Here is a 26,528-nt window from a genome sequence, read left to right as displayed (position 1 = left end):
ATATTTTTCATGCCATTAATTGAACGATTATCTGGCTGCGGCAGCCTCTTGCATCTGGAACAGATTCCGGAAGAACCCTTCCTGCTCGAACAGCTCTTTATGCGTTCCCTGCTGCACGATCTTGCCTCCGTCAAGCACGACTATGCGATCTGCCCGTTTCACAGAGGATAGTCGCTGCGCGATGATGAACGTCGTGCGTCCCTTCATGACCTCCAGCAGCTCCTCGTGAATCGCGGATTCCGTAGCCGTATCGACGCTTGCCGTTGCTTCATCCAGCACAAGAATCGGCGGATCCATTAGAATCGCGCGTGCCAGTGCGACACGCTGACGCTGCCCGCCGGACAGCCCGACCCCACGTTCGCCGATGATCGTGTCATAGCCATGCGGCAAGGTGTCGATAAAGGCATGAATCTGAGCTTTGCGTGATGCCCATTCAATCTGCTCCTGCGTCGCTTCCGGCAAGCCATATGCGATGTTCTCCCGAATTGTCGCGGAGAACAGGAACGTTTCCTGCGGTACGATACCGATTTTGCGGCGGAGTCCTTCAAGCTCATAGTCACGGACATCGACGCCGTCAATCAACAGTCGACCTTGGCTGACATCGTAGAATCGCGACATCAGCGCGATCAAGCTGCTCTTGCCGGAGCCCGTTGCGCCAAGCACGGCGACGACTTCCCCCTGCTTCACGCCAAGCGAGATATCCTCCAGAATACCGGCGTCTTGCTCCGGATCTTGATCGGCGAAGTGGAAGGAGACGCCTTCAAAGCTGACATTCCCTTCTATGCGATCCGTATCCGCCTTAGCGCCTGTCTCCGAGCTGATATCTACCGGAGTATCCAGCACTTCAAACACGCGTGGCGCAGCTTTGATTGCCTGCTGCATAATGTTGATTTGCCAGCCGAGCATGTTAAGCGGCCAGATAATTCCCCATGTGTACCACTGGAACGCCATGAATGTACCCAGTGTCATGTGCCCTTTGGCCACGAAATACGCCCCGACCCACACCATTGTCAGAAAGACGAGACCTCCATAGAAGTTCATGAGTGGGAATGATTTGGCCTCAAGCTTCGCCCGGTCCATATTCGTTTCGAAATTCTGATCGTTGCGTTCCTCGAACTTGGATTGTTCAACATGCTCACGAGCGAATGCTTTAACAACACGAATTCCTGAGATATTCTCTTGCAAGGTTGTCGTCAGCTTACCCATTTGCTCTCTAATCTGACCCCAAGCCGGACCAACCCTTTTGTTAAACTGATAAAGCGCCAGCAGCAGCAGCGGAACGCTAGCCATACAGAGCAGCGTAACCCGCCACTCTATGAACGCCATGAAGACGATCGTACCGACAAAGGTCATCACCCCGGTGAACATCGCCATCGCGCCGAAACCGATGAAGTTCTTCACGGATTCGATATCCCCTGTCATGCGCGACATCAGCTGTCCGGTCTGGGCTTTATCGTAATAGCTGAAGGACAACCGCTGAAGATGATTATAGAGCTGCTCCCTAAGCGTATAGACGACATTCTGCCCGACAAGCTCTTGCGCTCGGCCTTGGATGAACATGGCGATACTTTTCACGACTTGAATGCCTGCCAGACCTAATATCAATGCAAGAATCAGCTTCACATTGCTATTGGCGATCCCTTCGTCGAAGATCAGCTTCAGCATCCATGGCGCGATCAGATCGATCGCAGTTCCGAGCACCATCATCACAAGCGAGATGACGACCCAGCTCGTGCTCGGGCGCAAATAACGCAATAAGCGAACCAAATTTTTCATTGATGTATTCCCCCTTTAAACAGAACATGCGCAGCTTCCTTGACGGCAACAAAAAAGGAGACCCCGAGCCGCATGGCTCAAGATCTCCTTATACACAGACGGGTACACAGCTATTTAAGGCTGCAGTCTGTGAAAGAAGTCGGGCCGATGGACTCGATAAAACGCTTCATTGCGCACATCAATAAAAATGTTTACCATATCCATCGCCCTCCTTTCATCGTTTTCCGTTAATTGGAACAACCAAATCTTAACATCACTTCCGGCAGTGCGCAAGAGGCTCTCGAGAATTTTATTTTCAACCTAAAATGGTCTAAAATGACCTATTCGAGGTCATGCTTCCTTAAACAACAGGCTACAAATCGCTCGTAGGCTCGAAATCCGCAGCCGTAATTCCTTGTTCCACCGCGAATTCAAAATCCTCTATATCGTACACCTGGACAGGCACCTCAGCCTCCAGAAGCTTATCTTGAAATTCGAATTGATCCGACAGCAAAGGCACGCTCAGCTTGATCGAAGTTAACAGCAGCTCGGTCTCAATCGGGTCAAAATATTCGCCGTAGTGCGCGTTATCCACCGCATGCACGATGGTAAATTGAATCCTATCATCGAGCAGCAGAGGCGAACTCTGGCGCCAAGGCATCTGAAGCGCACGCTCGATCTTCTTCTTGTTGAACGGGTCCTCGAAGAATGCGATAAGCTCTCCGATTTTGGCTTTCACATGCGCATCGTCCTCGGGATCATCCATCACAGGGTCTGTGCCTGCTTGCATATCGTAGAGTTCCATAATTGTCGAATAAGGCAAGACAAAATCGACCGGCCGGCTTGGTACGAGCAAATGACCATAGGTTGCTACCATTACGGCTTCAATGACAAATCGCCGTCGCATTCTATCTCCCCCTTGTGATAGGGAGTTTGACTTCAGTCAAACTCTCTTTGATAAGTGTTAGCTTATTATACAACATAACCTTTCACGTACACAGAGCTAAATGCTTGTTTTACAGGAAGCAACTGTTTGGAAGCTGTGCTAAAATAAGACTGGTCCCTGCCCTAATGTTAAATGTGTATTGGAGTTGATCCCGAACTTATGCATAACGAACAAGTAATCATCGTCGGCGCCGGTCCATGCGGACTAGCCGCAGCTATTGAATTGCAGGCAATAGGCATCGATCCGCTCATGATCGAGAAGCGCAATGTCGTTCATTCGATATCGCAATACCCAACCTATATGCACTTCTTCAGCTCCCCGGAGCTGCTCGAAATCGCCGGCATTCCGTTCACGACAGCCAACGAGAAGCCTTCTCGCATTGAAGCGCTCAACTACTACCGCAGCGTAGCTCTGCGGCGTGAGGTGCGCATACATGCCTATGAGGCTGTCACGTCGATTCATCCGCAGCAGGATGGCAACTTCGTGCTGGAGAGTTCGAATCGTCATGGCGAGTTAAACACGTATCGCGCCAAAGCCGTCATTATCGCAACCGGATACTTCGATCACCCCAATGAGCTTGGTATTCCCGGCGAGAAGTCCGATAAAGTGACACATTTCTTCCGAGAAGCCCATCCGTATACGGGCATGCAGGTCGCCATCATCGGCGGCAGCAATTCGGCGATCGATGCGGCTCTGGAGCTGGAGCGAGTTGGCGCGAAGGTAACCGTCGTGTACCGTGGCGAACACTATTCTTCGAGCATCAAGCCATGGGTTCGTCCGATCTTCGAGAGCCTCGTCTCGAAAGGCCGTATCCAGATGCGATTCGCTTCCCGCGTTGTTGCCATCCATTCGCGAAGCGTCACGATCGAAAGTGAAGGCGGTGTTGACGAGCTGCCGAACGACTTCGTGCTGGCCTTGACCGGTTTCCATCCGGATCGCGCATTCCTTGCCTCCTTCGGCGTAACGATGGAGGAAGAAGGTTATCCGACCTTTAACGACGAAACGATGGAGAGCAATGTACCGGGTATTTATTTGGCCGGCGTTGTCGCTTCTCGGCGGGAAGCCAATGAAATCTTTATCGAATCCGGTCGGTTCCATGGGCGGAAGATCGCCGCACATCTCGTACGTACCGGTGCTCTAATGCTATAGACACCATCGCGGCGAGTTAAGACAACTTAAAGAGGCTTTGTATCCCGAATCGAGCAATCGCGCATTCGGAAGATTCAAAGCCTCTTTGGTATTCTTATAGACTCACGATCGGCTGCACTCCGTCCTTATCGATGCCTTGGAAGGTCATCACTGTCGCAATCTTCTGCAGCCGGATATATTCATTATGAAGCAGTTCCGTTCGGAAATACGCAAACATATAGACGGCTTCGATGAAGGTTAATGCCGGATATACGGTAATGTTCTGATTGCTAAACGGATTATCGAGCAGCACCTGCCACTCCCCGCTTCGCTGGTCCTCCGGTATGGATTCGAATACATGCCGCTTGGTCCGAATAATGCCTGCGAACTCACGCCAAACGTACGTCCATGAAGGGCTTGTCCGGCCGGGCTCGGGTACTGCCAGTTGACCGCGTCGCAGCAGTTCTAACGCAAACCCCACTTCCTCATCGGTAAATGTACGCAAATACTGCCTAAAGTCATCCAGAAATCGTCTTATTGCAGTGAAACCTTCCGTTCTGAGCGTCAGGCCGAACGCTTCTATTTCCACATCGGAGCCCAGCCCCTTGATCTGTTGAAAATAGGATTGATCCGTCACATTCATTCGCCTCTTACCCTCCTACACGTACGCTATGACTTCAGCAGCCTGATAGTCCCATCTTGCTCCAGCACTATTCTTCTGGTCGAATTGTTGTTCAGCTTCACATTAAACAGCTTCAACCGCTCTTCCTTCACTTCAAGAAGCTCCCATTCTGAGTAGGGTTGGGCGAAATCCCTCTCCATCAGGGCATGTTCAGCCAGCTGTTCAGCCACATCAATATCCTCCCACCAGAGAGCGCCATAGTATGCAAAATCATACACATTTCTCAACATTCCACATGCGATCTCTCCGGTTATGCGATGACGCAATACGATGGGCATTGTGCTTCAGCTCTCCTTCTAACGGGCATAGTGTGGGTCATAATGAAAGGCGCGGCCGCTTATTCGCCGCCGCGCCTTCACAGATGCTACAAGTACATATTCTCGTGTTTCGCTTTCAAGCGAAGCCAGCGGCGTTCCACTTCATCCTCGAACGCTTTGAGCGCTTCGGCATATTCCGGACGCGTCATATGTTTGGTTTTCCCCATATTCTTCAGCCAGTCGCCAAGCGGGATCCGTTTGCCCTTCTCTTCCGGGTTATACGTAATCGTCGTGACGCCTTCTTCAACCTCATACATCGGGAAGAAACAGGTGTTCACCGCTTCGTCGATTAAGGTCTGACCGATTTTCTCCTCCGAGAGCCAGTTCAGCGGACAAGAAATGAGAATTTTCCCATACACAAGGCCGACATTCTGCGCATAATATTGCGCCTTGGCCGCTTTACGGAGCAAATCCTGAGGCAGCGATTCCGAGCCTGTAAACACATACGAAATATTGGTTGCCGCCATAATTTGCGCCGTATCCTTATGATGGAACAGCTTGCCGCCTTGATGTTTGCCTACGTTGGAAGTTGAAGTACGATGACCAAGCGGTGTTGAATACGACATCTGCGCGCCGGTATTCATATAACCCTCGTTATCGTACTCGAGAATGATCATCTTATGGTTACGCAGCGCGCTTCCGATTGCCGGCCCCATACCGATGTCCATCCCGCCGTCGCCTGTAATCATGACGAAGGTGAAATCATCCTTCAAGCCATATTGTTCAAGTTCGCCGCGGCGTTTGCGTTCCCAGAACATCTCAACCACACCGGACAGCGTTGCAGCACCATTCTGGAACAAGTTATGAATATAGGTTGCTTTATGCGAAGAGTACGGGAATCCGGTCGTAACAACCATCGCGCAGCCGGTTTGGTAGAGGGCGACAATATCGCCTTCGATGCCCTTGAAGAACAGCTCCAAGCCGGAGAAGATGCCGCAGCCCGGACAAGCTCCATGACCCGGCGCAAGCCGTTTCGGCTTCTTCGTCAGCTGGCGAACCGGTGGAACTTTAACCTTCAGCTTGCCGGTAGCCTCATCGCGGTCAACCGTAATCAGTCCGGTCTTCAGGTCCTCATACTTAAGCGGCTCCAGCACACGCTTCGGTGCTTTCTCCGGATCGCCCGGTGTATGGCCCCAGTAATCGAACGGAACTTCGACTTTGCCCGATTGCGCTGCTTCAATCGCCAGCTCAAACAGGTGATGCCCGTCTTCGGCGTAGAAATCTTTGCCGCCCAGACCATAAATCCGACTGATGACGAGCGTATCCCGAACGCCTTGCGTAAACAGCGCCGCTTTAATTTCGTTCGTCATGTTGCCGCCATGACCGCCATAGGAGTCCGCGCGGTCACCGATCGTTACGGCTTTGACACCGCGCAGCGCCTCGGCGATTTCTTTGGCAGGGAATGGACGAATGATATTCGGCGCGATGGAGCCTGCTTTGATCCCTTTCGCGCGCAGCTGATCCACGACATCCTTGATGATTTCGGATGCAGAATTCATCAGGAATACCGCGACTTCAGCATCGTCCATCCGGTACTGATCGAGAATCGGATAGTCGCGGCCGGTCAATTCGGCATACTCTGTGCGGATGCGATCGAATACTTCTCCCGCGTTGTACATGGCCACCGACTGCTGGTAGCAGTTGTTGATATAATCCGGTTCATTCATGTAAGGACCGACGGTAACCGGATTGTTGCGGTCGAGCACATGTTTGAAGCCTTCCGGGGAATGTTCGCCAACGAAAGCATGTACATCGGCGCGATGTGCAAAAGTTTGGACGCGGCGTTTCTGATGCGAAGTAAAGTAGCCATCGGAAGCGACAAGAACAGGCAGGCGCACCTGCGGATCTTCAGCCAGCTTGAGCGCAATAATGTTCATGTCGTATACGGCTTGCGGATCGCGGCACATCAAGATCGGCCATCCGGTATTCAGCGCGAAATACAAATCGGAGTGGTCACCGTGAATATCGAGCGGTCCGGAGACGGAACGGCAGACGAGATTCATCACCATCGGGAAGCGCGTGCCGGATTGAACCGGCATTTGCTCCAGCATATATAAATATCCATTGGAGCTGGTTGCATTAAAAACGCGGCCCCCGGCTGCGGACGCGCCATAGCAAATCCCTGCAGAGCCGTGCTCGCCGTCCGCGGGAATCAGTTTAATGTCATGCTGCCCGTTCGCTTTCATCAGATCGAGAAACTGGGCAACCTCGGTAGAAGGTGAAATCGGAAAGTACCCCATAACGTGATAATTGATTTGATGCGCGGCATACGCAGCCATCTCGTTACCTGACTCATAGACCATACGCTGCTCTACTTTACCTCTGCTCACTTCTTTGTTGATTTCAATGGCCATGTTATCGCTCCTCTCTTCCGTGCAAACCTACACGACTTTAATTCGCTTTTGCCCAATCGAACTTATGTGGCACTCGGTTTTGTTCGCCGTAACCGTCCGTCTCACGTTCAGAAGCGAGCGCTTCGGTCGGACAAGCCACAACGCATTTCAAGCAACCCTTGCAATATTGATAATCGATCCCCTGCAGAAACATTTGCGGTCGGCCCTTCTTATCCGGCTGTTCCTCCCATACGAAGCAGAAGTCCGGACACGCGGTGTCGCAAGCTGCGCAATGGATACATTTCTCATCGTCAAAATGCGGCATCATGCCTTGTCTTGAAATACTGATATCCTTCAGCACGCTGTTCCCGGGATTGATGATCATCCCGCCCATCGGCTGCGTCTCGTAGCCGAGCGATGGAACATCCCACCGAGTTGGCTGCGGCATGCTCTCGCCTTCGGCAAGCGCATACGTCTGGAACTTCACTTCATCATATCCGCGCTGAAACGTTCTCAGTGCCGGCTCGACAGCCTGCGGATATTTCTTCTCCAGCGACTTTCGGATTATTCCTTTCATATGCTCAAAATCCAGGAAGGTGCAGAGTCGGAATAGACCCCCAAGCATCGCCATGTTCACGCGATTGTTCTCCTCGAGCGAAATGCTTGTAGCATCAACAACAGCAAGTGTACCAGCGGACAAGTTCATTTTCTGCTTCAATTCATCGGTTGTTTTACTAGAATTGACTAACACCACGCTGTCTTCATAAATCCCACTGATGACATTCACGGTCTTAGACATATTCTCGTGAAACACCCCAACGATATGAGGGCGCTCTACCGGTGTAGTATCGCGGATATTCGTCTCCATATCACAGAAACGAATGTGCGCCTTTACCGGCGAGCCCTTCTTCTCTGATCCGTAAGAGGAGAAACTGACCCCATTGAAACCGCTTCCAACTACGCCTGCTTCAGCTAACATCTTTCCGGCCAAGTTAGCGCCCAATCCGCCTATTGATTCCAATCGAATTTCAAAGAATCCAAGATCATTCTGTTTTGGAAGTACCGCCACTTGCTCCACTCCCTCCGAATTAACTGAATACTTATATAATTCACAACTATCAGTATATCACCACGAGGAAGTGGCGAATAGCGTTTATTTCCAAAACAGGAGTGTTCAAACAGTAATACAGGCGAATGTCCGCTATGCTGTTCTAGTACAGCTTGTCCGATTTCAATAAACAAAGCTAGCACAGCAGCTGTTCATTTCCGACATGGACAGCCTTGCATGCTCGAATTATGGCCTCGAATTACGACGTTGATAGTGACGCAATTCCTTCCAGCCGATTTGTTTGATTCCCTCGTAATGCATCACTTCTTGTACTTCTTTATCACGAAAAATATCCATTTCCATCCCGCGCTTTAGCGGCTCCGAGTGAAACGCGGTCAGCTCGTCAGTTACAAGCGCCGGGTGCAGGATCAGTTCGGATACGCCAGGCTTTAACCGTTTCAGCAATGCAATCATTTGCGACTTGAACTGTGCATACGTTTCACCCGGCTTTGAATGAAACGGCAGCGCTACGAGATAGTCCAGCACGACGACTCCGCGTCGATCAGCTTCAGCAGCATGTTTAAGCGCCTGCAAGGCCAGCTCCGGAGGCGCCGGCGCACCCGATTCCAGCTGCAGGAACCGAGGAAGTCGGAAAGGCAGCCCATATCCTGCACACACATCAAACACTTCCGCCAGCAAATGTCTGCCCGTCTGCAATCCATATAAGCTTCCCATATGGTTATCCGCGTGAGTCACGTTAACGCCCATCTGCAGCGCCATCTCCACTTGAGCGATTAGCTCCTGCTTCACCTGCTCCCCATCAGCTCTGCGCTCGAACGATTTGGAATCCCGATGAAAATACCCTTCACCCGTCACTAGCGATTCCGTTGATCCGCCGCGGTAAACCGGTCCCCACTTCATCAAATCCCATTCACTTGTCAGGGTGAAATGGACGCCGACATCCAAGAGCGAATGGCTTGCACTCCATACTGCAGCTTCTCTTGCCCAGGCGCAAGGCATCATAATCGTAGAGGATGAAACAATCCCGCCTTCAAGAAGCTTCTGAATTCCTTTATTGCTCGAGTGACACAAGCCGTAATCATCCGCATTAATAATTAACAAGCGATCACTCGGTCCGTAACCCAGCAGCTCTGCCGTACTCTTCATATGCATGCCTCCCCGCCTTGCTTCAGCATGAATGCTTCCGGTCCACCGAAATTGCACATGTTCATGTTATCTATATGAATAAAACAAGGCCGATCATTCTCCACAGCGGAGATAGATCGGCCTTACATGTCCTTGCAGTTTAATTCAACTGACGACGGAACACCTTCATTAGCTCTTCATGCCAGCTATCGACCCAATGACAAACGAATGCAGCGCGTTCGATCTGATCACGCCAGACTTCGTCTGAATCCAATCCCTCGTATAACCTGCCGGCAAAATGAAGCCAAACATCGATCATCCGAAGCTTAACTAACGCAGGCAGCATCAGCACTTCTTCCTCCGTCAGCTTCGCCGCCCTACCATAGCCGCTGCAAAATAACTGTATGCGCCTGATGGCTTCTACATGGTCTTCACTTGGAAACTCGGCTAATGCAACAGCCAGCTCCATCACTCTTACATCGATCGCGCAAAATTCAAAGTCCAGCAGACCCTTTATCCGTTCACCTTCTGCTACTGCGTTGGTGAATACAATATCACCATGAATCCATTGCTGCGGCAAGCTCTTTATCCGATCTTTTAACACCGTTAATTGTTCTCGTTCATACAGAAGTCCCTTCAGCCTCTCTCTGCTGTTTAAGAGGCATTCTGAGCGCTCACTCAGCCCCATTAGAACTTCTGTCGACATGGAGCCATGTGTTTCTTCCAGCTCGTAGTAAGGTTTATATTGGGGACCTATTTCCCAATTTACAGATTGCGCCAATGCCTGTGAGAGCTCTCCAGCCGCATTACCTAATTCAAGCAGATGTGAATCGAGCTCTGGCGTCGGCCTATTCCCGTTAATAAACCGATATAATGCCGCCAGCTTGCCATTCGAGCCGATTGTAATCGTACTGTTTAAGTGATTATGTACCGGCAGAGGCACTTCAAAGGATAGCTTCTGTCTCTGAAGCTCATCCAGAATCGCATGCTCAGTACGAATAAGCGCTTCGTCACGGTGGTTCTCGTATATACGGAGCACGAACTTCTCTGCACCGGAGTAAACCATGCGAGTCGTATTGTTCATTCCGCTCTCTTCTTGTACGAGCTTCCGATTCGGATCAAGCCGATATGCATTCAAGTATTCGGCAAATTCGCCCTCATTGATTTGACCCATGTCAGCTGCTGCCTCCCGTTGGTTACCTTCCCAATCCCCGCTGCTGTTACATCTTATTTCTTCGCCTGTCGCAAACCCCGTTATTCGGCCTTCAGTTTCTCCAGCCTGCCGGTAAGTGTTTGCTGCCAACTCGCCGACAGCTCCGCAATGGCAAGCAATGCAAGCATACCTGCCTTGTCCTGTTTATCGATATGCATCACTCGGTTCGCTTCTGCAATCGTAATCGCAGCCGGATGCCTGCTCGTCAGTAGCAGCTTGTCCCCCAGCTTTACATGACCTTCAGTAAGCACGCGCAAGTAGAACCCGGTATAACCGTTCATCTGCACCTCATATGCAAGCTCAGGCAATTGATGCTTCATCCCGAGCTTGTAGCAGGGCTGTCTCGGCTGGCTGACTTGGACCACGGTATCGCCTACGCTCCAAATATCTCCGATACGCACTTCAAGCTCCGTCAGTGCGGATACGGTGAAATTTTCGCCAAAAGCACCTGGGAGAACCTCGCGCTGCCAGCGGTCTTTCCAATAAGGGAAATGTTCGGCCGGATACACGCAAACGGCTTTATCTGCTCCGCCATGAAAAACAAGATCACCTTGCCCATCACCGTTCAGCCCGGTACGAGTGAGATAAATAGGCTGTGTTCCGATCGGTTCCTTATTGATGCCCGTGCTTATATCTTTCTTCCCGAATTGTACGGTTTCCGGCAGACCCGTATTAATCGAGATCAGTGTTCCTAGCTCCATCCCTGCTCCTCCTTCATCAACTACGGTATATTACAACGAATTATACGCCGAAATATGGAAGCCAAGCAATCTTTAATGCCGTTAACAGTAGCGATTTTGACATGTTTTCCCCTATTCGATCAGCTTGTTACAGAACGTGTCGAAAGCGCACTTTTCGTGTTGTTTCATGCGCTTCCCCGGGAAATATTCACGAGCATTTGGGGAAATATTTTCCGATGACAGGTTTATTATTTCCCCATGCTCTTGGCTGTATTTTATAAGATCGAAGGTTGATTTCTAATGTTGCGGGAATTTTCTTTCAATTCTGATACATTCATCGATGGACCTTCGGCTGAACCGAATGGAGCCAACAACCTTGAACGGCAGCTTCTTCAGCAATGCGCGGTATTTCCACTCGATTAGTAAGCCGCCGATCAACACTGCGAAAGCCAAGTAGAGAAGGAGGACAGAATCCATAAATGCGAATGCGGCAGCTGCACTTATCGAAAGCCAGCTGAGCGCGATCGCATCCACATACATCCCATACGCACCGAGATTCCACGGCCCCTTAAGCTTCGCAAGATTCCTATTCGTTATTTCCCCATACAGCTTAGCTCCAATGGGTAATGCCAGTGCAATATGCAGCGCTCCTACACTTAATAAGATCAGCTGTAGAAGAGTGTGTTGCGGAGTCATTGCGCCTGCAGACAACGATTTGAGCACCAATGAGAATACGCCTGCACCTATAGATACGGCAAGCACCGCACGAAGTGGCGTTCGATAGAGCACTGAAACGGCCGAAAGTCTGCCTGAGTAAGGCGCGGCTTCATCTCTCGCCATAGCAAATAACGTACGTGAAGCTGCTGCCATTGAAGCATTCCCATTCATCCACACAAACGAAACGATAAGCAGCAGTAGGATCGCGTTGCTTAGCGCTCCCCATTTGGTCCATAGAGTGACGAACCAAGCACTTATGTCCGAATAGGAGGTCAGCCCCTCACTCCCAACCGGAAACCACATAAACAGAAGCACGAATAATATAAATCCGAATAAACCAAGCATTACCGATGAGAAGAAGATTGACCACGGAACGATAATACGAGGGTCCCTCGTTTCTTCTGCCATCTGCCCTGCAAAGTCGCTGCCCAGAAAGAGCCGCTGCAGCATGAGCATCCCGATTACCATCACTGGTTGACTATCGCCGACAGTAGCGCCTGCGATTGGGTCATTACCAGCCAACATTTGAAACGGATAGCTAGCCGGCCATGCTGCAGCAACGAAGAAAAGAATGATTGTAAACCATAACAACAGCTGCAGTCCGCTAGAAATGCCCGCGATTTTACCCAAGGAGTGAACCCCTCTTATATTCAGAAGAGCTTGCGTGAGAAACAGCACAATTAGGAGCACATAATACAACTCCCCGCCGCCTGCATACCCCAACCGCTGCTCCATCACGTTATAGATCCAATCTGCCAGAAGCAGATTCGTCGTTACCAGCATGAAGATCGTGCCTAGAAAATGCAGCCAGCCCGACCATAAGCCCATTCGTCGTCCGCCGGCCGATAACGCCCAATGATAGCAGCCGCCTGCAGTAGGAACGGCAGAAGCAAGTGCCGCAAGCGAGCTTGCCGTTACGATGCCGAAGCAGGTGAGGATTGGCCAACCGATGCCGATTACCGCAGGGCCGCCTGCAGCTAAGGCAGGACCCATAAACAGGACCGCTCCGCCGATAAACGATAAGGATGTAAAGGACAGCCCAAACAAAGATAAACCGCCGATATGCCGAGTAAGCTGCTGTGCGAATCCGATTCCGTTCAGATCATGCTTATCCTGCATATATCGCACATAGGGCGAGTAGTGATGCAAGGATTGGTGCAAGGACCGCTTAGCGCCGCGTTCCGCCGTCCGTGCGAGGAATAGGGAGAGACCACATGCGCATACGAAAATCAAACAACCTGCCCACAGCAAAAACAATGTCTCCACCCCCATACTTGACTCTATGAGCGAGACAATCCCAACAGCACAACTAAAAAATCCGCCTGCATTGTAGCTGCCAGAACGGATTGGACCTTGCATGATTATTCGATTGGAGATGGGTTATGCTCAACTTTTCAATCCTATTTCCTCAAGCTGTTCAACACATGACACTTTACTTGCTCGATATCAAACGGCTTGGTGAAAAACGATTGCACGCCCAGCTGTTTGGCTGCCTCCATTTTGAGCGGATCTCCGAATGCAGTTATCATCGCGACCTGCACATGTTCGTTCCATTGACGAATCCCTTGCAGCGCTTCTATTCCGTCCATATCCGGCATCTTCAGATCAAGCAATATGAAGTCAATCTCCGTTGAACGAACGGTATCAATCGCAGCAGCGCCATTGATCGCCTCATAGACAGTCAAACCTTCAAGCTCGAACAATTCTCGCAGCAGCATACGGATTGCCGCTTGGTCGTCAATGATGAGAATACTGAAATTCGCCAAGTTATCACTTGTATCCGTCTCTTCATCGACTGTCCGTTTACGCTCTGCTGAAGCTTGCTGAGTATTGAAATGGTGCTTTTGGCTTTGATGGTCGCAGTCAATGACGGGTTTATTATTCTCGTGCTGTCTTCGTCTGATCAATGTGAAAGTCAGAATAAAGCATATTGGCAGCAATATGAGAACATAAATCATAAGGATCTCCTCTAGTACAGTTAATTGTTCACATCCATACGGCCAAGTGGACCGTTCGGATTAATGATATCGCTTAGGTCATAGACGGAAATCGGAAAGTACGGAAACCCGAATGCATAAGGAGTAAGCTCATACAACGCAAAATAGATGACAAGCGCGCGATCTGCGATATAGAACGGTTGATCCGGCCGAATGGCGTTGAACGGCTCTAAAGTGGCGATTTGTCTCTCATCGATTTGAGCCTTGATGATATCTGACAGCCTGCCGACATAATTACTGCCTGGTTTGAAAAGCTCCGACAGCGTGTATGACTTGCCTGTGCCTGTATCGAACGTAAGCGACTCCTGAAGCGTTAGCCCATGAGCCCCGCCTGTAAAGGCGTAATTAAACAACGATAAGCTTAGAATGTCCTTCTCGTTCGTCTTGATCTCGAAATACCCTTGCATATCGGCGCGCGGATCCTCAAGAGAGCCTTGATTTTGCACAAGCTCGCTTACCGTTCTGCGTATTTTTCCGTTAATTGAATTGCGTGCCGCTGTGTTGTGAAGTCCGCTTACGACCGGAACCCATAGCTCGGCTTTCGGGAACGTGACGCGGGAGGCATGAATAACGGCCGGAAACTGAAATGCCATGATGGAACACCTGCCTATTCTAGGTTAATGCTCCATTGTATGCCGCTTCCTATTTAGATGACTCTTCTCATCTCATGCCATTCAATGCCCCCGTGCGTGGATGCCGAAACGGCTGCGTATTCGAACCCGAGACCTTCATAGAAAGCGATCAAATGTTGTTCACACATGAGAACGATCGAAGCGAGCTGATCGGATTCGGCTTGTCGTATAAGCGCTCTCATAAGCGCAGTTCCGATGCCGTTGAATCGATGCTCGGGAGCGACTGCGACGGACAGGATAACGAGGTGGTTTCCACCGGTTTCGGCACTGTGCGCACTCTTCACCGCATCACTCTCACAGCTGCTTTCATCTGTGCGAACACCGCAGGAGAGCCCGATAAGCTCGTTGTTCTGCCAAGCCGACCAGAAATAGCCCGGGAAATGCTGTTGTCTGAACGTAAAAGATTCCCTCGTTGCCGCAGCTTCAACAGAATAACAAGCGAGCTCCAGCTTATGGGCGGCATCCAGCTCAGTTTGGTCGATTGGCCGCAGCTCGTAATTGACGGAAGTACTCACAGCAGCATTTTCTCCCGCTCCGTCATTCTTCTTCCCTTAATATCCAGCACGATCTTCCCGTTATTCAAGCCGATAATCCGATCGGCGAAACGTTCTGCCCAGTCGCCTTGATGCATGACCGCAACTACCGAGATCCCTTGCGTCTGGCACATCTTCTTCAAATCGGCCAGCACTTGCTCTGCCGCATGCGGATCCAAGCCGGATACCGGTTCATCAGTAAGCAGCGTCTTGGCACCGTGGACCAAAGCGCGTGCCATCGCAATACGCTGCTTCTCCCCGCCGCTCAGCTTGTCGCCCTTCTGATGCGCCTTCTCGAGCAGCCCCATCTTCTCGATCATATCCATGGCACCCATGTAGTCATCGCTGCGAATCATGCCTGTCACTCGCCGCCAGATCGGTGTTTGATGCGATGTGCCGATGAGCACGTTCTTAAGCGCGGTACGCTTGCCGATTAAAGTTGGCTTCTCTTCCAAATACGCGATTTCACGGCGGATTTTCATTTTGCCAAGCAGACCTTTTTTGAGAATGTCGACGCCGTCCACGATGTAGGTTCCGCCGCTCCACGACTCTCTCATTGCCAAGCATCGGAGAAGCATGGACTTCCCGCTTCCGCTTGCCCCCTTGATGGCGATGAATTCACCGGGCTCTATGTTAAAGCTGATCCCGGATAGCACCTTCGGCCCGCCCGGAATTTGTTTGGATAATTGATCGACTTTTATCATGAGTGGCGCTCCTTTATGAATGCATTTGCTGTTGAATTCGCAGAGTTCTATGTAAGCTATTAATCTAGTTTAAGTTAAAAAAATAATAGTTTCCATACGAACAAATGTTTGCTATAATAAAAACAAGAACACACGTTCTAAATTCCCGCCAATTGTGAGGAGGCTAACCATCATGAATAACTGTGAAAACTATCGATTTATTGAAACGCATCGACCTTTCCGGGATCTAACTTTTAAGTTTTATTCCAACGGCTCTTTGACCATTATCGACAACAGTGCTGAAGAGGTTATTAGCCCCCGCGAATTGAAAGGGGCAAGCTATGATTTCTATGTTCGCAAGAGAATCGCTTATATTAAGCAGGATCTTACTGCTAAATTAAATAAGTATGCTTAACATCTCACAGTCTCTATATGTGTTCGCAGTTTCCCTTTGATTTCTGACTGCTGTGCATATAGAGACTGTTCCCTGTCCCTGCCCTGCCGTATATATTAAGGCAGCTGTTTGTTAATGCCGTTTAAGCTGGAGGGTCTGCTCGCAAGTTTCTCCAGCTTCTTTAATGAGGAAGAATAATCTCTCCCTTCTGATTCACTGCCATGGTTTTTCTTATTGCTGTTCCGATTTGTTGGCATACATCATTCACCTCCACCTACAGTATTTGTAAATCTTCCCAGTACTATTCGATTTGACGGCGAATCCCAAGATGCGGTAGATTGAATCTACACAGCGAAATCATCTGGGAAGGAGCCGTGCCTAAGATGAAACAAAGTATTTTATTCGATCTCGATGATACGCTAATTTACTGCAACAAGTATTTCTACTTCGTCATTGATCAATTTACAGATCTCATGTCAGACTGGTTCAGAGGTTATGGAATTTCGGCTCAAGAAATTCGTGACAAGCAAACCGAAATCGACATTGCCGGCGTACATGTATCCGGCTTTAAGAGCGATCACTTCCCACAATCCTTTATCGGAACTTATCAGCATTTCTCCGATCTACTGGGCAGAGCACTATCCCCTGTAGAGGTAGACATGCTGTGGAAACTAGGAAGAAGTGTTTATGAACATGAGGTTGAGCCTTATCCGTTCATGGAAGAGACGCTGGACGAACTGGCCTCAAAGGGGCATGAGCTGCACCTGTACACCGGTGGAGAAATGTTAATTCAACAACGCAAAATCAAGGAGATGCAGCTGGAGCGGTATTTTGGTCCACGCATCTATGTGCGTTCAATGAAGAATGTCGAAGCGATGGAGAACATTCTGCGCGAAGGCAAATTCGATCGCAAGTCGACTTGGATGATCGGCAACTCCATCCGTACTGACGTAATACCCGCACTTACTTCGGGCATACACGCTATTCACATGAAGACGGATTCCGAATGGGCGTACAATATTGTCGGCATTGATGTGGAGCCGAAAGGCGCATTCTTCACCTTAGACCAGCTAAGGGATGTTCCGACAAGTATTCATACTTACCTGAACCAGCGCGGTCCTAACTAACCAACAACAAGAGGCTTGTCCCGCACAGGAGCGATTACCACTCCTGTGCGGACAAGCCTCTTGTTCGTTCTTACGGAGCAGGTACAAATTCTACTGCTCCGGTTGTCGTATTCGTTAAGGTTAGTTTGCCGGATTCGCTGGTACCGTCTTCCCGCTTAAACGCGGAAGAACGCGTCGCGCCGCTCACCGCCAGCGCCTTCGCCATCGTTGCCGTTACCAGGCGTCCCTGCTGTTCTTTCCAGATGACGAATGTACAGCCTTCCCTAAATCGCAAACAGCCATAGCCGCGTTTACCTTCCACAAGCTCACCGCCGCAGCCCGGCCGTGGACAAGATGCAATCACCTTCGGCATGCTTGCTGACGGTTCCGGAGATGCTGCAGTACGTGTCGCTGCAGCAGCACGGGTTTGGGAGCTGCCGCTTCCAGTCGTTGAAGTGCTTGCCGACTTCGAGCGAGATGCAGCTGTGTTCCTAGCAGTTGACCCCGAGCTCGACCCAGTCTCCGTAGACTTCGCCGTCTTCCCCTTCGAAGAAGCCCTTGTGCTCTTCTCGCCAGAACCAGAAGCTTTCGCCCCCTTGCCTCTGCCTTTAGCTTCTCCGCCCGCTTGCCCCGGCTCCTCGAATAGGCTCGCATCCGCTTGGCGTTGATGCTTCACTTTGCCGACAATCATCTCGGCAAACTGCTTCACCTTCGCAATGAACTGCTCATCCGATGCTTCGCCCTTCGAGATCTGATGGAGGCGCTGCTCCCACCTGCCTGTCATTTCCGGCGAAGCGAGCAGTTCTACACCGGCGCCGCGAATGAGCTCGATTGCTGCGCAGCCCTTCGTCGTGATATCGAGCCGCTTGCCTGTAGGCTTAATATAACCGACATACTTGAGCCTCTCGATCGTCGCCGCACGAGTTGCCGGTGTACCCAGCCCCGTCTGCTTCATCGCATCTCGAAGCTCTTCATCCTCAATCGCTTTGCCGGCACTCTCCATCGCTTTGAGCAGCGTGCCTTCCGTATACGGCTTCGGCGGTTTCGTCGCCTTCTCCAGTGCATCTGCGCTGTCACAATGGACTGCTGCATCGGCATCTACCGAGAACGGACGATCGGTTTCAACCAGATCATCCTCTTGATCGTCCGTCGCATCATCGGATTTCTTCTTCGACTTGCTCTTTGCTTTGCTCGCGTTGCCGTCATCCTGATCGCCTAACACGACGCGCCATCCCGCATCCAGCTGTTCCTTGGCGCGCGTGCGGAACTGCTCCTCTTCTACCTCTGTCAACACTTCATGATTGTTATAGACGGCAGGAGGATAGTAATGAGAGAGGAATCGTCGAACGATCATATCGTAAATGTGCTGCTCTTCCGTGCTTAAGGTGCCGGGACGCTTAGGCGTCGGCAGGATCGCATGGTGATCCTCGACCTTAGCCGGATTACAGACGGCTTTGTTGCCCTTATGCACTCTGCTGCGATCCGCACCATTAGCAAGATCTCCGTAAGACGTTTGTTTAAGCATGTTAAGAACATTCCCCATTATGGGGAGGTTCTCTTCCGTCACATAGTTGGAGCTTGTCCGCGGATACGTAATCACTTTGTGTTTCTCATAGAGCGATTGCGCGATGTCGAGCGTTTTCTTCGCCGGATATCCATATCTGCCGTTCGCTTCGCGCTGCAGCAGTGTTAGATCGTATAGCCGAAATGGATATTCCTTCGATTCGGTCACCGTATAGCTGATAATCTTAGCCGGTTTTCCGGATACCTTCGCGGCCAGCGCTTCAGCTTGCTCGCGTTTCGTTATCCGGTCTCCCTGCCAGACGCCTTTATAAGTAAAGTCTCCCTGACTGAATGAAGCTTGAACGACGAAAAACGTCTCACTGTCAAAAGCCGTAATTTCTTTATGCCGATCGTAGAGCAGCGCTAATACAGGTGTTTGTACGCGTCCGACCGACAGCAGCGTTTTGTGGCGGATGGTAAATGCCCGCGAAGCATTCATGCCAACCAGCCAATCCGCTTCACTTCGCGCCTTCGCCGCACGTGTCAAATCATCATACTCCTGATCGCTGCGCAGCCCATCAAACCCGCGCCGAATCGTCTCCGGCGTCAAATCGGAAATCCACAGCCGATCTGTCGGCTGCGGCATTTTCAAATATTGCCGGATCAGATGGAAGATAAGCTGACCTTCACGCCCGGCATCGCATGCGTTAACAAGCCGGTCACAGCGCTTCGACAGCTCGCCGATTGTAGCAAGCTGATCCTTCGTCCGCGCATTCGGCCAAAGCTTAAAGCGATCCGGAATGATGGGCAAATCCGCTTCATTCCATCTCTTATACTTGGGGTCGTACTGATCCGGCTCTGCGAGACTGACCAAATGGCCGATCGCCCACGTAATAATGTAGTGCTCGCCTTCCAAATAAGCGCGTTTGTTCTGCGCCTTCGGCTCCACGACTGCGGCGATTGTCCGACCCATATCGGGTTTCTCTGCGATAATCAATGTTTTCAAGCAATCGCCTCTTTACCGTTCGTTAACCGACATAATCTGACGTTTCATCGCTTCCAAAATCGTCCGAACGCCTTTCGACCAATTGACGTCTTCGGCATATTTCGTATTGATCCAAGTGAGTGCGTCGATATCATCAGGTCTTCCTTGACTTTTATGTACAATCGTATTGCTCGCGATCTTCGCAGATTCGCTGATTGTTGTATTAAACTCTTTCCAGCTGTGAAACACATTAAACGGATTGTTGGCGATCTTCTTCGCATCTTTGTGCGTCTTCGGTACAAAAGCCTGTTCTTGTCCGGTTATCGCAAACAGCAATAGCGGATGGATATCATGCTCCTTAGCCGCATTAACGATGGTACTGAGATACGGTTCCTCGGCAAGCAACGACGATTTCCCCGCCAAATACCGCACAAGCCGTTCTTTATTAATTTCCACATACCTCAGCTCATTGGGAAGTTCATTCTTATACTTCTGCACGATCACATCGGGCGGCGGCTGGGAAACCGGGCGGCTCACAACCATAGGTTGTCCTGTCTTAGGGAGCTCTGCAGGAGCAGTTGGCGGATGTAGGGTCCACCAGCCGTAGAACAACGTCGACACGCTTAGCGCCACCGTAAGGAACATATACGTACTCGGCTTGCTTCTGCTGCCAATACGGCCATTACGGCTGCCAGGAAGCGTGATAATCTCTGCCATCCGATCCGGCGCGCGATAATAGCCTGCCACAGTGCCGACCACTGCATCCCAAGCTTCCACTTGCATATGAGGAGAGTTCGCAATATGAATGCCTTCTTCAACGATGCCTTTGAACACTTCAGACTCGATCGTCACGCCAAGTCGCTGCTCTACCCACTCGTGCAAGGCATGGAAAAGCTGAGGATCACGATAATCGAGCCTCAGGCATGCTTCAAAAATATGCTTCTCATGAACAGGAACTTGCTTCCGAACCGCAATGCTCCGCAGCAACTCGGTCGAAACGCTCATCTTATGAGCTTGTGGAAAATCAGGTAATTGTCGCAGGACGATACGCTGCATCGCATCCGCAACGATTTCGGCTCGGCGGTCGCTAGGCAAGTCACCGTACTTATGCTGGACATAATGTCTGATTTTATGAATATCCGTCGGCGTTAGAACACCTGCAGCTGTGGTGCGCAATCGAATCTCCTCCCACCAAGAAACGATAACCTACAGCTCATTTTACCACATCTTACCTTAACCGCCGATAGAGAGATTTGCAATCCGTGCTTGAATTTCTGCAGATTCAATATACGTTCTTATCTGTTCCTTCTCATCAGAGGTGAATTGAAACTCGCAATCGCAGCCCTCATCCAGAGGTACGATCTGAGCAATTACGCCGCTGTGCGTACATATAACTAATGCCGTTAAATCAACTAGCCCGTCAGGGACAGGCGTTGTTTGATCCACGATCATGCGCAGCTCAAGATCAATCCATTGATCGTCACGTCGTTCTATGCGAGGAATGAATGTCATAAATCGCAGCTGAGTAATCTGCTCGGAACCGTATTGTATCATCTTCTTCATTCCACTCCTTCGTAAAACGAAATAAAAGCGCCCGTAGGCGCTTTGCATTCCGAGTTCCTTCGTTCATTAAGGAAGCATCGTTGTTCCCATCAAATAACGGTCCACTTCACGCGCAGCCTCGCGGCCTTCGTTGATTGCCCAAACAACCAAGCTTTGTCCACGGCGCATATCGCCTGCAGCGAATACTTTATCGACGCTCGTTTTGTATTTGCCATATTCGGCTTTTACATTCGAACGACGGTCTTGTTCAAGTCCAAGCTTCTGAATCAGCGTGTTCTCAGGACCTTCGAAGCCGACCGCGATCATAACCAGATCAGCTGGCCAAACTTTCTCCGTACCTGGGATTTCCGTATAGATTCTGCGTCCTGTTTCATCCACAGTACGCTGGATTTGCACGGTGTGCAATTCTTTCAAGTTGCCATTCTCGTCACCTACGAATTTCTTCGTCAGTACGGAGAATGCACGAGGGTCTTCACCATATAACGCGCGAGCTTCCTCTTGTGCGTAGTCAAGCGTGTACACGTTAGGGAATTGCGGCCATGGGTTCTTCTCTTGATCACGTACCAGTGGTGCTTTGCCAACCGTACCGAATTGCGTTACCGATTTACAACCGTGGCGTAGTGCCGTTGCCACACAGTCAGTACCTGTGTCGCCGCCGCCGATAACGATAACATCCTTATCTTTAGCCGAAATATAATTACCGTCTTCCAAGTTGGAATCCAGGTAGCTCTTGATTGTACCGTTCAAATAATCCATTGCCAAGTGAACGCCGTTCAAGTCGCGGCCTTCGATGTCAACCTCGCGAGCCTTAGTAGCACCGCCGCAAAGGACAATCGCATCAAATTCATTCATCAGCTGTTCAGCCGGTACGTTTGTGCCAACCTCAGCATTCGTTACGAAGTTAATGCCTTCTGCTTCCATCAGATCCACACGACGCTGAACCACTTTCTTATCGAGCTTCATAGTTGGAATACCGTAAGTGAGCAAGCCGCCGATACGATCTGCACGCTCATAAACCGTTACAGTATGGCCCGCTTTGTTAAGCTGTGCTGCGGTAGCCATTCCGGCAGGACCGGAACCTACAACGGCAACCTTCTTGCCTGTACGCATAAGCGGGGGCTGTGGAACGACCCAGCCTTCTTCGAAGCCTTTATCGATAATGGACTGCTCGATTGTTTTGATCGTAACCGCATCGCCGATCAGGCCAACCGTACAAGAACCTTCACACGGAGCCGGGCAAACACGGCCGGTGAATTCCGGGAAATTGTTCGTTTTGTGCAAACGATCAAGCGCTTCGCGCCAAAGCCCACGATAGATGAGGTTATTCCATTCCGGAATAAGGTTGTTCACCGGGCAGCCCGATGCGCCTCCCGGAAGCTCGATGCCTGTATGGCAGTAAGGCGTACCGCAATCCATGCAGCGCGCGCCTTGCGTTCTTAGCTGATCTTCACTGAAATGCTTATGAAATTCATCCCAATCCTTAATCCGTTCCAGCGGATCGCGGTCAGCAGGCAGTTCGCGTTTGTAGTCCATAAATCCAGTAGGTGTAGACATGATCGCTTTTCCTCCATCCATTTTCCCATTACCGAATGTTCGTTATCTCTCTAAAACTATATCGGGAATCGACATTGAATTCAATATCAAACTTTACCATATAAAACCTGATAACTATTTACAATATCTTAGCAACTTGGCTTAACGCAATAAATGGATTTTCCGTACAATCATTTGCACTTTATCACATAATGTTAGGCTTTTGCCAAACAAATAGTGATTACTCTAACGAGCGTTCCTGACATATGTAACGATTGTAAAATCATAGGCGTTCTTCTCATCCTTCGAGAAATGCTCCCTATCCTGCACGGTCCACTCATTTATCCGGAAGGTTGGAAAATGCGCGTCCCCTGCCACATCAGCTTCGACTTCCGTTAACCACAGCTTGTCCGCATAGGGCATAAACAGTGAATATATCTCTGCGCCGCCCATGATAACAAGCTCTTCGCCTTCATTACCGCCATACTGAGTCAACACGTCTTCAACGGAATGAGCAATCTCACAGCCATCCGGCTTGTAATCCCTGCTGCGAGTCAGGATTACATTACGACGATTCTTGAGCGGACCGCTAAGCGATTCGAAGGTCTTACGCCCCATCACAACGGTCTTGCCAGCTGTAGAACGGCGAAAATGGGCCATTTCTGCCGGCAAACTCCATGGCATGCCGTTGTCGATCCCGATCACACGGTTGCGCGCCATTGCGGCAATCATTGCAATAGTCATAATCGGCCCCCTCCCCTATATCGCGACTTCAGCTTTAATCGTTGGATGATGCTGATAATCGGCAATTTCGAAATCATCATACACATAATCGAGAATCGATTCCGGCTTTCGCTTAATGATAAGCTTCGGCAGCGGCAGCGTTTCACGAGTCAATTGAAGCTTAACCTGCTCGATATGATTGCTATAGATATGAACATCCGCGCCTGAATAAATAAAATCCCCAACTCCAAGATCGCATTGCTGGGCAATCATATGCGTAAGCAGCGCGTATTGCGCAATATTAAACGGCAAACCCAAGAATGTATCGGAGGAACGCATCGTCAGCATACAAGAGAGTTTTCCGTTAGCCACGTAGAATTGGAATACAAAATGGCAAGGTGGAAGCTTCATATTCTCGATTTCGGCTACATTCCATGCACTGACAATATGGCGCCTGGAATCCGGATTATGCTTGATCGATTCTATTACAGCAGCAATTTGATCGATGCGACGACCGTCTGGTGTCTCCCACGCCCGCCACTGCGACCCGTAAACAGGACCCAGATCGCCGTTCTCATCTGCCCACTCATTCCAAATCCGAACGCCATTCTCTTGCAGGTAACGAACGTTCGTATCGCCCTTAAGGAACCAGAGCAGTTCATGAATAATGGATTTCACATGCATCCGTTTCGTCGTGACCAGCGGGAAACCTTGATTCAAGTCGAATCGAAGCTGACGACCGAACACGGATCTCGTTCCTGTTCCTGTACGATCCTCTTTAACAACCCCGTTATCCAAGACATCCTGAAGCAAATCCAAATAAGCCTTCAACGTCCGTTAACCCCTCTCCATCTTTCGACAAAAACCGCTTCCTATTAGTGTACCATTTAAAGGCTCTTCTGTCTGTCCTGTTTTCGCTGCATTCTTAGTTCGTATCGATCCGGTGCGGACAGATGAAGCGCCTGTTCTTCTTCATTCTGCGGAATGATGCCTGGAACAGGGGTCGGCTTGCCTTGCCCATCGAGCGCAACAAAGGTGAAGAAGGCGGTGACCGCTGTTTTGCGCTCCCCCGTGTAGACATGCTCGGTTTGGACCTTCACATAGATTTCCATAGAGCTTTTACGAGTCCATGTTACAAAAGCTTCTACGTCGATCATATCGCCTACTTTAATCGGTGCAACGAAATCCAAACTATCTGTCGATGCGGTTACGACCGGCCCCCGCGCATGGCGCATGCTTGTTATCGCCGCGATCTTATCCATGTATTCCATTACTTTGCCGCCGAACATCGTTCCGTGGTAATTCGTATCCGACGGGAAGATCAGCTGCATCATCGTTGATCTCGATTCGTCCGTTGTTTTCTTCATCACTTCGTTCGTCATTGCAGGCTGCCTCCTTGGCTAAATACTAAAGAAGAAAGAGGCCCAGCTGCAGAACAACTGCGGCGTGACCTCTTGAATTCCTGTAAGCCTTGGTTATATATAGATTAGCTTGTTATTTGGCAATTGCGTGAATCGGATGTCCAAGCGCCACTTCAACCGCATCCAGAACGATTTCGCCAAGCGTTGGATGTGCATGGATCGTCAGAGCGATATCTTCAAGCGTGGCGCCCATTTCGATTGCAAGTCCTAGCTCTGCGATCATGTTGGAAGCTTCAATACCGGCGATTTGGGCACCAAGTAAGAGACCGTTATCCGCATCTGCGATTACTTTGACAAAACCTTCGTTTACGCCAAGGGACAATGCACGTCCGTTGATGTTGAACGGGAATTTGCCGACCTTCACATTGTGGCCTTTATCCTTAGCTTCCTTCTCGCTGTAGCCTACGCTAGACAACTCAGGATCGGAGAATACCACAAGCGGAATGCACTTGTAATCGATTTTGCTTGGTTGACCGGCAATGACTTCTGCAGCAACGCGGCCTTCATACATCGCTTTATGCGCAAGCGCAGGTCCTGCGATAATATCGCCAATTGCGAAGATGTGTGGAATGCTTGTACGGCATTGCTCGTCGACTTCGATCATACCACGATCGGTCATCTTCACATCGATCATATCAAGGCCAAGCTCACCATCTGTATTTGGACGGCGTCCAACCGTTACAAGCAAGTAATCTGCTGTAACTTGTTTGTCTTCGCCACCCACTGTGTACGTAACGGTTACATCGTTGTCTGTTTGTACGGCACTCTTCGCTTGAGCACCTGTTACGATATCTGTTTTGGTGCCTTTAAGCTTCTTCGCTACGAGAGAAGACATGTCGCTGTCAAAGCCGGGAAGAATCGAATCGGAACCTTCGATTACCGTAACCTTCGTACCGAAACGAGCATACATTTGACCAAGCTCGATGCCGATGTAGCCGCCGCCGATAACAACGAGGCTCTTCGGAATTTCAGGCAAGGACAATGCTTCTGTCGAAGAAACGATACGGCCGCCGTAAGGGAATGCCTTCAGCTCGATTGGACGGGAACCTGTTGCAATGATGCAGTTCTTGAAACGGTAGCGCGGAGCTTCTTGCTCATTGAATACACGTGCTTCCGTATCGCTGATGAACATCACTTCGCCGCTGAAGAATTGAATTTTGTTAGCTTTCAACAGTTGGCCAACGCCGCCGGTCAATTTCTTAACTACGCCGTTCTTGAACTCTTGAACTTTGCTCCACTCCACTTTCACATCGGAAGCCGTGATACCGAAGGAAGAAGCGTGAGAGATGGATTCATATTGGTGGGACGCCGAGATCAGCGCCTTGGACGGGATACAGCCGACGTTCAAGCATACGCCGCCTACATATTGTTTATCTACAACAAGCACACTTTGGCCAAGCTGCGCAGCGCGAATTGCCGCTACATAGCCGCCAGGGCCTGCTCCAATGACTAGCAAATCAATATCGAGTGATGCATCTCCTACTACCATG

General features: G+C 50.2%; 26 protein-coding genes. 3 read left to right on the top strand and 23 right to left on the bottom strand.

Annotation, left to right across the window (positions count from 1 at the left end):
- Positions 1–27: 27 nt before the first annotated feature.
- Together AC0YNS_RS08890 and AC0YNS_RS08885 are read right to left on the bottom strand one after the other, a co-directional pair.
- Positions 28–1,776 (bottom strand): ABC transporter ATP-binding protein, encoded by a 1,749-nt coding sequence (locus AC0YNS_RS08890; RefSeq protein WP_475780630.1) that lies wholly within the window; start codon positions 1,774–1,776, stop codon positions 28–30.
- Between the two features lie 352 nt (positions 1,777–2,128).
- Positions 2,129–2,662, bottom strand: a complete 534-nt coding sequence (locus AC0YNS_RS08885; protein ID WP_090985453.1) for an ADP-heptose synthase — start codon at positions 2,660–2,662, stop codon at positions 2,129–2,131.
- Positions 2,663–2,860: 198 nt separating this feature from the next.
- Between AC0YNS_RS08885 and AC0YNS_RS08880 the strand changes: the two genes are divergently transcribed.
- Entirely contained in the window at positions 2,861–3,850 is a 990-nt protein-coding gene (locus tag AC0YNS_RS08880) for a YpdA family putative bacillithiol disulfide reductase (protein ID WP_475780629.1), read from the top strand.
- 94 nt (positions 3,851–3,944) lie between these two features.
- On the opposite strand, the gene AC0YNS_RS08875 is transcribed toward AC0YNS_RS08880, so the two are convergent.
- The 12 genes from AC0YNS_RS08875 to AC0YNS_RS08820 all read right to left on the bottom strand — a co-directional run bounded on the left by AC0YNS_RS08875 (position 3,945) and on the right by AC0YNS_RS08820 (position 15,831).
- Positions 3,945–4,472: a hypothetical protein gene (locus AC0YNS_RS08875; protein ID WP_475780628.1), complete on the bottom strand. Its 528-nt coding sequence runs from the start codon at positions 4,470–4,472 to the stop codon at positions 3,945–3,947.
- A gap of 26 nt (positions 4,473–4,498) precedes the next feature.
- Positions 4,499–4,789 (bottom strand): hypothetical protein, encoded by a 291-nt coding sequence (locus AC0YNS_RS08870; protein WP_475780627.1) that lies wholly within the window; start codon positions 4,787–4,789, stop codon positions 4,499–4,501.
- Positions 4,790–4,875: 86 nt separating this feature from the next.
- A complete protein-coding gene (locus AC0YNS_RS08865; protein ID WP_475780626.1) occupies positions 4,876–7,182 on the bottom strand; it encodes a thiamine pyrophosphate-dependent enzyme in 2,307 nt (768 codons plus the stop codon).
- A 37-nt stretch (positions 7,183–7,219) separates the two neighbouring features.
- The gene (locus AC0YNS_RS08860) at positions 7,220–8,230 is read right to left on the bottom strand and encodes a 2-oxoacid:acceptor oxidoreductase family protein (protein ID WP_475780625.1); all 1,011 of its coding nucleotides are present in this window, start codon (positions 8,228–8,230) and stop codon (positions 7,220–7,222) included.
- A gap of 225 nt (positions 8,231–8,455) precedes the next feature.
- Entirely contained in the window at positions 8,456–9,376 is a 921-nt protein-coding gene (locus tag AC0YNS_RS08855) for a polysaccharide deacetylase family protein (protein WP_475780624.1), read from the bottom strand.
- A gap of 139 nt (positions 9,377–9,515) precedes the next feature.
- Positions 9,516–10,658, bottom strand: coding sequence for a phosphotransferase (locus AC0YNS_RS08850; protein WP_475780623.1), 1,143 nt, complete (start codon positions 10,656–10,658; stop codon positions 9,516–9,518).
- Positions 10,610–11,269 (bottom strand): MOSC domain-containing protein, encoded by a 660-nt coding sequence (locus AC0YNS_RS08845; protein WP_475780622.1) that lies wholly within the window; start codon positions 11,267–11,269, stop codon positions 10,610–10,612. Before AC0YNS_RS08845 ends, AC0YNS_RS08850 begins: the two co-directional genes overlap by 49 nt.
- Positions 11,270–11,545: 276 nt before the next feature.
- Entirely contained in the window at positions 11,546–13,222 is a 1,677-nt protein-coding gene (locus AC0YNS_RS08840; RefSeq protein ID WP_475780621.1) for an amino acid permease, read from the bottom strand.
- Positions 13,223–13,365: 143 nt separating this feature from the next.
- Positions 13,366–13,923, bottom strand: coding sequence for a response regulator (locus AC0YNS_RS08835; protein ID WP_475780620.1), 558 nt, complete (start codon positions 13,921–13,923; stop codon positions 13,366–13,368).
- 20 nt (positions 13,924–13,943) lie between these two features.
- Entirely contained in the window at positions 13,944–14,555 is a 612-nt protein-coding gene (locus AC0YNS_RS08830) for a DUF3298 and DUF4163 domain-containing protein (protein ID WP_475780619.1), read from the bottom strand.
- Positions 14,556–14,608: 53 nt separating this feature from the next.
- Positions 14,609–15,109 carry a GNAT family N-acetyltransferase gene (locus AC0YNS_RS08825; protein ID WP_475780618.1) on the bottom strand — a complete coding sequence of 167 codons (501 nt, stop codon included), beginning with the start codon at positions 15,107–15,109 and terminating at the stop codon, positions 14,609–14,611.
- Positions 15,106–15,831: a phosphonate ABC transporter ATP-binding protein gene (locus tag AC0YNS_RS08820; RefSeq protein WP_475780617.1), complete on the bottom strand. Its 726-nt coding sequence runs from the start codon at positions 15,829–15,831 to the stop codon at positions 15,106–15,108. Before AC0YNS_RS08820 ends, AC0YNS_RS08825 begins: the two co-directional genes overlap by 4 nt.
- Positions 15,832–16,003: 172 nt before the next feature.
- Here AC0YNS_RS08820 and AC0YNS_RS08815 point away from each other — a divergent pair, with 172 nt between their 5' ends.
- On the top strand, positions 16,004–16,225 hold the full coding sequence (locus tag AC0YNS_RS08815) for a hypothetical protein (RefSeq protein WP_090985426.1): 222 nt from the start codon (positions 16,004–16,006) through the stop codon (positions 16,223–16,225).
- A gap of 95 nt (positions 16,226–16,320) precedes the next feature.
- On the opposite strand, the gene AC0YNS_RS08810 is transcribed toward AC0YNS_RS08815, so the two are convergent.
- Positions 16,321–16,461 (bottom strand): hypothetical protein, encoded by a 141-nt coding sequence (locus AC0YNS_RS08810; protein ID WP_475780616.1) that lies wholly within the window; start codon positions 16,459–16,461, stop codon positions 16,321–16,323.
- Between the two features lie 126 nt (positions 16,462–16,587).
- On the opposite strand from AC0YNS_RS08810, the gene AC0YNS_RS08805 reads away from it, so the two are divergent.
- Positions 16,588–17,331, top strand: a complete 744-nt coding sequence (locus tag AC0YNS_RS08805) for an HAD family hydrolase (RefSeq protein ID WP_475780615.1) — start codon at positions 16,588–16,590, stop codon at positions 17,329–17,331.
- Positions 17,332–17,401: 70 nt separating this feature from the next.
- On the opposite strand, the gene AC0YNS_RS08800 is transcribed toward AC0YNS_RS08805, so the two are convergent.
- The 8 genes from AC0YNS_RS08800 to lpdA all read right to left on the bottom strand — a co-directional run bounded on the left by AC0YNS_RS08800 (position 17,402) and on the right by lpdA (position 26,527).
- Positions 17,402–19,819 carry a DNA topoisomerase 3 gene (locus AC0YNS_RS08800; RefSeq protein ID WP_475780614.1) on the bottom strand — a complete coding sequence of 806 codons (2,418 nt, stop codon included), beginning with the start codon at positions 19,817–19,819 and terminating at the stop codon, positions 17,402–17,404.
- Positions 19,820–19,831: 12 nt separating this feature from the next.
- Positions 19,832–20,974, bottom strand: coding sequence for a hypothetical protein (locus AC0YNS_RS08795; RefSeq protein ID WP_475780613.1), 1,143 nt, complete (start codon positions 20,972–20,974; stop codon positions 19,832–19,834).
- Between the two features lie 57 nt (positions 20,975–21,031).
- Complete coding sequence (locus AC0YNS_RS08790) at positions 21,032–21,361, bottom strand: hypothetical protein (RefSeq protein WP_475780612.1); 330 nt, start codon at positions 21,359–21,361, stop codon at positions 21,032–21,034.
- 66 nt (positions 21,362–21,427) lie between these two features.
- Positions 21,428–22,915 carry a glutamate synthase subunit beta gene (locus AC0YNS_RS08785; RefSeq protein WP_475780611.1) on the bottom strand — a complete coding sequence of 496 codons (1,488 nt, stop codon included), beginning with the start codon at positions 22,913–22,915 and terminating at the stop codon, positions 21,428–21,430.
- A gap of 225 nt (positions 22,916–23,140) precedes the next feature.
- Positions 23,141–23,638, bottom strand: a complete 498-nt coding sequence (locus AC0YNS_RS08780) for a dihydrofolate reductase (protein ID WP_475780610.1) — start codon at positions 23,636–23,638, stop codon at positions 23,141–23,143.
- A 15-nt stretch (positions 23,639–23,653) separates the two neighbouring features.
- Positions 23,654–24,448, bottom strand: a complete 795-nt coding sequence (gene thyA / locus AC0YNS_RS08775; RefSeq protein WP_475780609.1) for a thymidylate synthase — start codon at positions 24,446–24,448, stop codon at positions 23,654–23,656.
- Between the two features lie 56 nt (positions 24,449–24,504).
- A complete protein-coding gene (locus tag AC0YNS_RS08770) occupies positions 24,505–24,999 on the bottom strand; it encodes an acyl-CoA thioesterase (RefSeq protein ID WP_475780608.1) in 495 nt (164 codons plus the stop codon).
- A gap of 112 nt (positions 25,000–25,111) precedes the next feature.
- Positions 25,112–26,527 (bottom strand): dihydrolipoyl dehydrogenase, encoded by a 1,416-nt coding sequence (lpdA, locus tag AC0YNS_RS08765; protein ID WP_090985406.1) that lies wholly within the window; start codon positions 26,525–26,527, stop codon positions 25,112–25,114.
- Position 26,528 lies beyond the last annotated feature (1 nt).

The sequence above is a fragment of the Paenibacillus sp. J22FR21 genome (assembly GCF_056269135.1).
The sequence above is the reverse complement of the archived record's forward strand: the minus strand, read 5'-3'. Positions and strand labels throughout refer to the sequence as shown.

Excerpts from the sequence above, each read along its gene's own strand:
- AC0YNS_RS08865 (WP_475780626.1), bottom strand. The coding sequence starts at position 7,182 with ATGGCCATTGAAATCAACAAAGAAGTGAGCAGAGGTAAAGTAGAGCAG.
- AC0YNS_RS08870 (WP_475780627.1), bottom strand. The coding sequence starts at position 4,789 with ATGCCCATCGTATTGCGTCATCGCATAACCGGAGAGATCGCATGTGGA.
- AC0YNS_RS08780 (WP_475780610.1), bottom strand. The coding sequence starts at position 23,638 with ATGACTATTGCAATGATTGCCGCAATGGCGCGCAACCGTGTGATCGGG.
- AC0YNS_RS08845 (WP_475780622.1), bottom strand. The coding sequence starts at position 11,269 with ATGGAGCTAGGAACACTGATCTCGATTAATACGGGTCTGCCGGAAACC.
- AC0YNS_RS08820 (WP_475780617.1), bottom strand. The coding sequence starts at position 15,831 with ATGATAAAAGTCGATCAATTATCCAAACAAATTCCGGGCGGGCCGAAG.
- AC0YNS_RS08770 (WP_475780608.1), bottom strand. The coding sequence starts at position 24,999 with ATGACGAACGAAGTGATGAAGAAAACAACGGACGAATCGAGATCAACG.
- AC0YNS_RS08835 (WP_475780620.1), bottom strand. The coding sequence starts at position 13,923 with ATGATTTATGTTCTCATATTGCTGCCAATATGCTTTATTCTGACTTTC.
- AC0YNS_RS08790 (WP_475780612.1), bottom strand. The coding sequence starts at position 21,361 with ATGAAGAAGATGATACAATACGGTTCCGAGCAGATTACTCAGCTGCGA.
- AC0YNS_RS08805 (WP_475780615.1), top strand. The coding sequence starts at position 16,588 with ATGAAACAAAGTATTTTATTCGATCTCGATGATACGCTAATTTACTGC.
- AC0YNS_RS08855 (WP_475780624.1), bottom strand. The coding sequence starts at position 9,376 with ATGAAGAGTACGGCAGAGCTGCTGGGTTACGGACCGAGTGATCGCTTG.
- AC0YNS_RS08890 (WP_475780630.1), bottom strand. The coding sequence starts at position 1,776 with ATGAAAAATTTGGTTCGCTTATTGCGTTATTTGCGCCCGAGCACGAGC.
- AC0YNS_RS08810 (WP_475780616.1), bottom strand. The coding sequence starts at position 16,461 with ATGCCAACAAATCGGAACAGCAATAAGAAAAACCATGGCAGTGAATCA.
- lpdA (WP_090985406.1), bottom strand. The coding sequence starts at position 26,527 with ATGGTAGTAGGAGATGCATCACTCGATATTGATTTGCTAGTCATTGGA.
- AC0YNS_RS08830 (WP_475780619.1), bottom strand. The coding sequence starts at position 14,555 with ATGGCATTTCAGTTTCCGGCCGTTATTCATGCCTCCCGCGTCACGTTC.
- AC0YNS_RS08885 (WP_090985453.1), bottom strand. The coding sequence starts at position 2,662 with ATGCGACGGCGATTTGTCATTGAAGCCGTAATGGTAGCAACCTATGGT.
- AC0YNS_RS08785 (WP_475780611.1), bottom strand. The coding sequence starts at position 22,915 with ATGTCTACACCTACTGGATTTATGGACTACAAACGCGAACTGCCTGCT.
- AC0YNS_RS08880 (WP_475780629.1), top strand. The coding sequence starts at position 2,861 with ATGCATAACGAACAAGTAATCATCGTCGGCGCCGGTCCATGCGGACTA.
- AC0YNS_RS08875 (WP_475780628.1), bottom strand. The coding sequence starts at position 4,472 with ATGAATGTGACGGATCAATCCTATTTTCAACAGATCAAGGGGCTGGGC.
- AC0YNS_RS08815 (WP_090985426.1), top strand. The coding sequence starts at position 16,004 with ATGAATAACTGTGAAAACTATCGATTTATTGAAACGCATCGACCTTTC.